The 7624-nt window shown below is 62.4% G+C and carries 7 protein-coding genes; all 7 read right to left on the bottom strand.

Translation table 11 applies throughout. From position 1 onward, the window contains the following. Positions 1 to 254 precede the first annotated feature (254 nt). From KGA82_RS22295 to KGA82_RS22265, 7 genes are read right to left on the bottom strand one after another with little or no spacing between them, the layout of a single operon-like run. A complete protein-coding gene (locus tag KGA82_RS22295) occupies positions 255 to 1682 on the bottom strand; it encodes an FAD/NAD(P)-binding protein (RefSeq protein WP_223452554.1) in 1428 nt (475 codons plus the stop codon). A 14-nt stretch (positions 1683 to 1696) separates the two neighbouring features. Next, a complete protein-coding gene (locus KGA82_RS22290; RefSeq protein ID WP_223452553.1) occupies positions 1697 to 2464 on the bottom strand; it encodes an ABC transporter ATP-binding protein in 768 nt (255 codons plus the stop codon). Positions 2465 to 2467: 3 nt separating this feature from the next. Next, complete coding sequence (locus KGA82_RS22285; RefSeq protein WP_192496355.1) at positions 2468 to 3808, bottom strand: ABC transporter substrate-binding protein; 1341 nt, start codon at positions 3806 to 3808, stop codon at positions 2468 to 2470. A gap of 30 nt (positions 3809 to 3838) precedes the next feature. Further along, the gene (locus KGA82_RS22280; protein ID WP_192496354.1) at positions 3839 to 4888 is read right to left on the bottom strand and encodes a branched-chain amino acid ABC transporter permease; all 1050 of its coding nucleotides are present in this window, start codon (positions 4886 to 4888) and stop codon (positions 3839 to 3841) included. Positions 4889 to 4892: 4 nt separating this feature from the next. Continuing rightward, a complete protein-coding gene (locus tag KGA82_RS22275; protein WP_008029209.1) occupies positions 4893 to 5774 on the bottom strand; it encodes a branched-chain amino acid ABC transporter permease in 882 nt (293 codons plus the stop codon). Further along, positions 5774 to 6550: an ABC transporter ATP-binding protein gene (locus KGA82_RS22270; RefSeq protein WP_192417544.1), complete on the bottom strand. Its 777-nt coding sequence runs from the start codon at positions 6548 to 6550 to the stop codon at positions 5774 to 5776. Before KGA82_RS22270 ends, KGA82_RS22275 begins: the two co-directional genes overlap by 1 nt. Then, positions 6547 to 7452: an AMP-binding protein gene (locus KGA82_RS22265; RefSeq protein WP_223452552.1), complete on the bottom strand. Its 906-nt coding sequence runs from the start codon at positions 7450 to 7452 to the stop codon at positions 6547 to 6549. The genes KGA82_RS22270 and KGA82_RS22265 overlap by 4 nt, the downstream gene beginning before the upstream one ends. Between the last annotated feature and the right edge of the window lie 172 nt (positions 7453 to 7624).

The following is a 7624-nucleotide window of genomic DNA, read 5'->3' as shown; positions in this document are numbered from 1 at the left end:
CCCCCTCGAGAGGCCGAGTGGAGGTTCTGCGTAGTGGGCAACCCGGCATGGATGCCGGGTTAGCCGCCCCCGGCCAGGGATGGCCGATGGCGGCGGGCCCACGGAGCAGGACCGGAGCGAGGGCATGCCGAGCCACAGCGAGGCACCGAACGAAAGGGGCAAAAGCCCTTGGTTACTTGGGGCTCTTCCAAGTGACTCGCCGTAAGGGCGAAACCAATAGCCGCCGTTACCGAAGAAACGGATATACCCCCAACCTAACCCCCAACCAAGCGCAAAGCCAAAGCCTTGGCCTGACTAGCCACGTCAGTCACCGCCGTACTCTCCCACCACATCCCCCGCAACGGCGGCCCCATGGCAAACAGTCGACTCGCAACCTGCCCATCACCACCCAGCACCGCGCCATCAATCGCCGCCGCAATCCCCAGCGCCAACGGCCCCGGCCGCACCAACCCACGGGCCAACAGCTGCCGCGGCAACGGTCGCGCCACCCGTCGCCAGTCGTACTCGATGCCACTGGAATTGATCAACGCCGCGCCACTGACGACAACCGTTTGCGCTTCACCACGGCGACGAATACGGATACTCACACCACCCAAAGCCGGCTCCAGCCCTTTGAACGAAGCCGCCTGAATCCGCAACCGCCCTTCCCCGTGCAATCGCGCCACCAACTCGGCACTCAACGGCGGCGACCGGTGATGATGACTTTCCCACCACGGCCGCACATGCCGCACAAACTGCCGACGCTGCCCATCCGTCGCCTGACTCCACAACCGACCGATATGCGCCCGCACCGTATCCAGTGGCGCCTGCCAGTCGACACCCTGCGCAATGGCATCCCGGCAATGCCGACGCAGTTCTCGCACCAACTGTCGCGGCGTACGAATGCTGTGATCCTCGGCAAGAAAATCCACCCACGCCGGTGGTTGTCGACGCACATGCGGCAGCAAGCCATGCCGCGAAAACACTTCGATCGACCCGCGATGCCCGGCCTGTTCCAGCGACACCACGGCATCGACCATGGTCAGGCCCGAACCGATGATCAACACTGTCGATAGCGGATCCAGCTCACGCATCGCGGCAACATCCCAGGGATCAAGCGCCGCAGCGTTCAAGCCACTGGACTCGGTCTGTGGCGTGCGCGCAGCCGGAAACATCCCGGTCGCCAGCACCGCATAAGCACCCTGCAACCGCTGGCCGTCACTCAAGCTCAGCCGCACCGAATCATCCAGCGTCTGCAAGTCCACCACCTCGGCCCGCACATGCTCGACCGTCGAGCCATTCAACGCGCCCAGCGCTTGCGCTTCGGCCAATCGTTGCTGCACGTACAACCCGAAAATCCCCCGGGGCGGAAACAGTTCGCTGACCGGCACATGCTGCTCATCGGACTCCGGCCAGCCACCGCTGGCGATGTACTCGGTCAGCCATTGCGTCAGGTCGTCGGCGTTGTCCGGGTCGACGCTCATGCGCGCCGCATTACCGTTCAGCGTATGGCCCAATTCGACCGCGCTGTAGGCCTCGCCCCGTCCAAGTTCTGCCCGGGGCTCGATCACCAGCAACGAGCGTCTGCCGGGCAGGCGCAACAACTGCGCCGCCAGCATCGCGCCGCTGAGGCCACCGCCGACGATCAGGATGTCCGCGTGGCGGATGGCGTCGGTCGCCTGTCCGCGTTGGGTTTCAGTCATGGCGTTCTCACTGCTCAGTGTTTACCTAGATAAAAGTCATGCAGATCGCCCCGCGCCAACAGCGCCTCGCTGCTGCCGGACAACACCACCCGGCCGGTGTCGAGGACATAGGCCTGTGAGGCGTACTTGAGCGCCACATTAATGTTTTGCTCGGCAATCAGAAAGCTCACCTGCTCGTCGCGATTGAGCTGGGCGACGATCTCGAAAATCTCCTGGACGATAATAGGCGCCAAACCCATGGAAGGTTCATCAAGCAGTACCAAAGTAGGACGTGTCATCAACGCCCGGCCGATAGCGACCATCTGCTGCTCGCCACCGGACGTCAGTCCGGCCTGGGTCTTGCGCTTGGTTTTCAGGCGCGGGAACCAGGCGTAAATCCGCTCCAGATCCCGGGCCAGCTCCTGGCGGTTCAAGCCGCGCACGAAGCCGCCACTGCGCAAATTGTCTTCGACCGTCAACTGCGGGAACACGTGGCGACCTTCCAGCACGTGCACCATCCCTTGGCGCACCCGAAGACTGGGATCGACACCCGCCGTATCGCGACCGAGAAACTCGATCGTGCCGCGACTGACTTGCGCCCGCTCGGCCCGCACCAGCCCGGAAATCGCCTTCAGCGTGGTACTTTTACCGGCGCCGTTGGCACCCAGCAACGCGACGATGCCGCCCTTGGGCACCTTCAGCGAAACCCCGGCCACGGCCAGGATCGCGCCGTCGTAGATCACCTCGATGTCATTGACTCGCAACAGGTCGTTGGCGGCAATGTCGCTGGCGGCTTGGCTCATGGTTTATTCATCCCCTGTGCAGGTGCGTGGCGTCAGGCCTTTTTCCTTGGCGAACGCGGCGGATTTTTCATCGATCAAAGGTCGCAACAAGGCGCGGTCGGCAGCGATCCAGTCGCTGATCAGCGTCCAGTTCGCACCGTCCCACTGCTGAACCCGCGCCGAACCGCCGCCCTCGTGATCCTTGCAGGACAATTTGAGGTTTTGCATCAGGCCGAAATAACCCATGTCCTTGAGCCGCGCATCGTCGATGTTCAGGTGCTCCAGACCCCAGCGACCTTCTTCGCCGTTCAACGGACGCTTGCCGAATTTGCCTTGGGCCGTGCGGATTGCTTCCACCATCACTGCGGCATTCACCAGCCCTGAGTTGTAGTAGACGCTGCCGAAATTTTTCAGGTCCTTGAGGTCGCTCTTGCCCTTGTCGAGGATGAATTGCTTGAGGCGTTTGTGGATCTCGAAATCAGCGCCAGCGGGGTATGGCGTCAGCGCCAGATAACCCTTGGCAGCGGCGCCTGCGGGCAACACGTCTTCGCTGGAACTGGCCCAAATGTCGCCGACGATGTGGTCCACCGGGAAGCCGAAACGCGCGGCGGTTTTCACGGCGACCGGCGTCGACACACCCCAGGTGCGCAGGAACACCCAGTCCGGGTTGACCTGGCGAATCTGCCGCCATTGCGCCGATTGCTCGTTACCCGGATCGGCCACCGGAATCTGGATGTTCTCGAAGCCGTATTTCTCCGCCAACAGCTTCAACGGGCCGAGGGTTTCCCGGCCATACGCGGAGTCGTGATAGACCGTGGCAATCTTCTTGCCCTTGAGTTTGTCGAAACCGCCCTCGCGCTGAGCGATGTAATTGATCAGGCTCGATGCCTCGCTGTAGAAGGTCAGCATCACCGGGAAGTTGTACGGGAACACCGTGCCATCGGTGGCTTCGGTACGCCCGTAGCCGAGGGTAATCAGCGGGATCTTGTCGACTTCCGCGCGCTCGCTCAGCGCATAGGCCGCCGGCGCGCCGTTGGGTGAATAGATCGCCACCGGCGCGCCATCCAGGCCTTTCTTGAAGCGCTCATAGCACTCGATGCCCTTCTCCGCCGTCCACTCGGTTTCGCATTCCTGCCACACCAGTTTGACGCCGTTGATTCCGCCTTCCACATCGTTGATGTAGTTCAGGTAATCGAGCATCCCGGCCCACACCTGCACACCGCTGGAGGCGTACGCGCCGACGCGATAGGTGGCCAACGGGAAGAATTGCTGGTCCGCCGAGGCCTGGACCACCGGCACTGCACTGCTGAAAACGGCCAGCGTCAAAGCGGCGCCGACCAACGAACGTTTCAAGGATGCACGCATGTTGTCTCTCTATCTAATAATGGAAAGGATTCAGAAGCGCAGCGGCCAGTGACTCAGCCGTTCACGAAGGTTGCCCAGCAGGCGGATCAGGCCTTCCGGTTCCTTGATCAGGAACAGGATGATCAGCACGCCGAAGATGATTTTTTGCAGGTTCTGCAACTGCCCGGCGTCCACCGAACCACCGAACAAGGCTTGCCCGGCGTGGCTGAGCAGGATCGGCAACAGGCTGATGAACGCGGCGCCGACAAAGTTGCCGGCGATGCTGCCCATCCCGCCGATAATGATGATGAACAGGATCTGGAACGACCGGTTGATATCGAAACTGCTGGCGCTGGCAGTGCCCAGGTAGGCGAAGGCCCACAGCGCCCCGGCGATGCCGAGGTAGAACGAACTGACGGCGAACGCCAGGTGTTTGTAGCGCACCACCGGAATGCCGATTACCGCTGCGGCGGTGTCCATGTCGCGGATCGCCATCCAGTTGCGGCCGATCTGGCTTTTCACCAGGTTCACCGCCACCCAGGTCAGCAACAATACGGTGGTCAGGGTCAGCAGATAGCGTCCGAGCGGCGTGTTCAAGTCGTGGCCGAACAGCGCCAGTTTCGGTGCGGAAATGGTCCCGGACGAACCGTAGTTGTAGAACCAGGGGAATTTGACGAACAGCCACTCCAGGAAAAACTGCGCCGCCAGCGTGGTGACCATCAGGTAAAAGCCTTTGATCCGCGAACTCGGCAGGCCGAAAACAAACCCCACCACCGCGCTGATCAACCCGCCGCCGAGCAGCGCGACGGGCAAGCCAAGCTCAGGCAAGCGCAGCAAAAATCCATACGTGGCAAACGCCCCGACCGCCATGAACCCGGCGGCGCCGACCGAGGTCTGGCCGGTGTATCCGGTGAGCAGATTCAGGCCGAGGCCGGCCAGGGACAGCACCAGAAACGGGATCAGGATTGCGTTCAGCCAATAGTCGTTGCCGGTCAGCGGCACGACCACGAAGGCGATCAGTAACAGGCCAAGCAGTCCAAACGGGATACGACGCTGGATCAACACCGACGGCGCGGTTTCGCGGGCAAGGGAAATGGTCATGGGTTCAGACTCGCTCGATGGCGCGCTCGCCGAACAGGCCGGCGGGACGGATGTACAGGAAGGCCAGGGCCAGGACATAGGCGAACCACGGGGTGATGCCGCCACCGATCAGCGGACCGACGTAGACCTCGGCGAGGTTCTCCGCCGCGCCGACAATCAGCCCACCGACAATCGCCCCGCCAATCGAGGTGAAGCCACCGATGATCAGCACCGGCAACGCTTTGAGCACCACCAGCGACAGCGAAAACTGCACCCCTTGGCGAGCGCCCCAAAGCAGTCCCGCCACCAACCCGACAACCCCGGCCACGGCCCAGACGATCTGCCAGATCCGGTTGAGGTTGATGCCAATCGACAACGCGGCGGTGGTGTCATCCGCCACCGCCCGCAACGACACGCCGATGCGGGTCTTGTTGAACAACAACGCCAGCACCGTCACCAGCACAATGGCCGCCGCCGCGGCGATCAGGTCGAACTGGCTGACCATCATCCCGCCGATGAACACCGGCACGTCGTCTATCCCTAAGTCCAGCGCCCGCACTTGCGAGCCCATCAAGCCTTGTGCCAGGCCTTCGATGATGAAGGACAGCCCAAGCGTGGCCATGAACAAGGTGATCTGCGAGCGGTTGACCAATGGCCGCAGCACCAGCCTTTCGATCAGCAACGCGCCGATGATCATCACCACCACGGTCAGCAACAGCGCCAGGGCAAACGGCACGCCCTGATCGTGCAGGCTGACGAAGGTCAGCGCGGCGAACAACAGCATCGCGCCCTGGGCAAAATTGAACACGCCGCTGGCCTTGTAGATCAGCACGAAGCCGATGGCGACCAGCGAATACATGGTCCCGGCGAGCAAGCCGCCGAGCAGGGTTTCGAAGAAGAACGTCATCAGTGCACCACTCCCAGATACGCCGCGATCACTTCGGGATCGGCCTGCACTTCGGCCGGCGTGCCGTCGCCGACCTTGCGCCCGTAATCGAGGACCACGACGTGGTCGGACAGGCCCATGACCACGCTCATGTCGTGCTCGATCAACACCACCGTGGTGCCGAGGTCGCGGTTGATGTCGGCGATGAAACGGGCCATTTCCTGTTTCTCTTCGGCGTTCATTCCGGCCATCGGCTCATCCAGCAGCAACAGGCGCGGGCCGGCGATCAAGGCGCGGCCGAGCTCTACGCGTTTTTGCAGGCCGTAGGACAGATTGCCCACCGGCACATCGCGATGCGCCTGCAGCTCAAGGAATTCGAGAATGCCCTGGGCTTGCTGGCGGAAGGCTTCGGCCTCGCGGCGTGCTCGCGGCAGGTTGAGTGCCTGTTCGATGAAGCTGCTGCGCAAGTGCCGCGACAGGCCGGTGAGGATGTTGTCGATCACGCTCATTTTCTTGAACAACGCGTTGTTCTGGAACGTGCGGCCAATGCCTCGGCGCGCAGCGGTCAACGGGTCGATGCGTTTGAACGGCTGTTGCTCGAAGACAATCGAACCGGCGTCGAAGCGGTACACGCCGTTCAGCACGTTGAGCAGCGAACTCTTGCCCGCGCCGTTGGGGCCGATCAGCGCGCAGATCTCGCCCCGACGCACGTCGAAGGACAGCTCGTTGATCGCTTTCACGCCTTTGAAGGACAGGGAAATGCCGCTGACTTGCAGGATGGAATCGGTCGAAGTCATGCGATGTCCTGTTTGAATTCAGTGAGCCAGGTTGGCGCGGCTTTCACCTCAGGCGTGCGCGTGGCTTGCCAGATGTAATGCAGGTTGTGAAAACCGAGCAGTCGCCGAACGCGGTTCTTGATCAGGCGTTGCAGGCCTTTTTCCGGGTGAGCGATGGCCCACTCGCAAAGACGTCGACGCCAGGTGCCTTGCGCGGCGAGGCGACTGTCGATTTCCTCGGCCAGCAGTTGCAGGCGTTCGGCCGACAGCAGCAGCCCCGAAGGCGCCACCTCACGACGGTCGCGACTGGCACTGCCGGGGCTTTCCGGGAAAGCCAGGGATTGACCGCTGCTCAGCCATTGCTCAAGCAACACCGTCAGGCCGGCCTGCCATTGCGTGCTCTCTTCGCTCCACAGTTGCGCGTTCTGGCGCCAACGGTTGAGGCGCTGAGGAGTGTCGACCGAGCCAAGCAGATCGTTGAAGTTCAGCAGCGTTTGGCCCTGATTGAGCCACAGTTGCCGGGTCTGCCGGCCTTGAACGAAGGCGTGGGTGGGCCCGCTGCGCCAGAGGGTTTTGTGCAGGGATTCGGGGTCGAGGTTGTCCGGCAGGGTCAGCAATTGCCCGCCAATGTGTTGTGCGGCCAGGGCCAGCAGCAACAGATTCGGTTCGAACGCACCGCTGAGCGCCAACCGCGAATCTTCGGTAAAACCTTGTTGGCGCAAGCCGTCGGCCAAGCGTTCGACATCGCGCAGTGCATCGATCCAGCGCCAGACAAACCACTGGCCATGGCGCTTGTGACGCAGCGCCGGCTGCAACGGACTGACCTGCGCCCAGTGACGCAATTGCTCCAGCGCCGTGGGCAGCTCGACCCGCCACTCGGCGGTATCCGCAAAGGGCGGACGTTTGAGTTCATGCACGCTCATGGGTTGACCTCCTGTTCATGGGCAAAAGCGTGCGGTGGTCCGCTGGGCCAAAATCTCTAAATCACCACCATCCCCTGTAGGAGCCGGCTCGCCGGCGATAGCGGCGTGACAGCCGACATCAATGCTGGATGTACCGGCCTCTTCGCGGGCAAGCCCGCTCCCACAGGGTTTT

It is taken from the genome of Pseudomonas sp. BF-RE-22, assembly GCF_019956155.1.
In the GTDB taxonomy this organism is placed as follows: domain Bacteria; phylum Pseudomonadota; class Gammaproteobacteria; order Pseudomonadales; family Pseudomonadaceae; genus Aquipseudomonas; species Aquipseudomonas migulae.
Note: the sequence above shows the minus strand (reverse complement) of the source record. Positions and strands in the feature narration are given on the sequence as shown.

What these genes read in the sequence shown, in the direction of transcription:
- KGA82_RS22295 (WP_223452554.1), bottom strand. Translation starts at nt 1,682, where the DNA reads ATGACTGAAACCCAACGCGGACAGGCGACCGACGCCATCCGCCACGCG.
- KGA82_RS22265 (WP_223452552.1), bottom strand. Translation starts at nt 7,452, where the DNA reads ATGAGCGTGCATGAACTCAAACGTCCGCCCTTTGCGGATACCGCCGAG.
- KGA82_RS22270 (WP_192417544.1), bottom strand. Translation starts at nt 6,550, where the DNA reads ATGACTTCGACCGATTCCATCCTGCAAGTCAGCGGCATTTCCCTGTCC.
- KGA82_RS22275 (WP_008029209.1), bottom strand. Translation starts at nt 5,774, where the DNA reads ATGACGTTCTTCTTCGAAACCCTGCTCGGCGGCTTGCTCGCCGGGACC.
- KGA82_RS22290 (WP_223452553.1), bottom strand. Translation starts at nt 2,464, where the DNA reads ATGAGCCAAGCCGCCAGCGACATTGCCGCCAACGACCTGTTGCGAGTC.
- KGA82_RS22285 (WP_192496355.1), bottom strand. Translation starts at nt 3,808, where the DNA reads ATGCGTGCATCCTTGAAACGTTCGTTGGTCGGCGCCGCTTTGACGCTG.
- KGA82_RS22280 (WP_192496354.1), bottom strand. Translation starts at nt 4,888, where the DNA reads ATGACCATTTCCCTTGCCCGCGAAACCGCGCCGTCGGTGTTGATCCAG.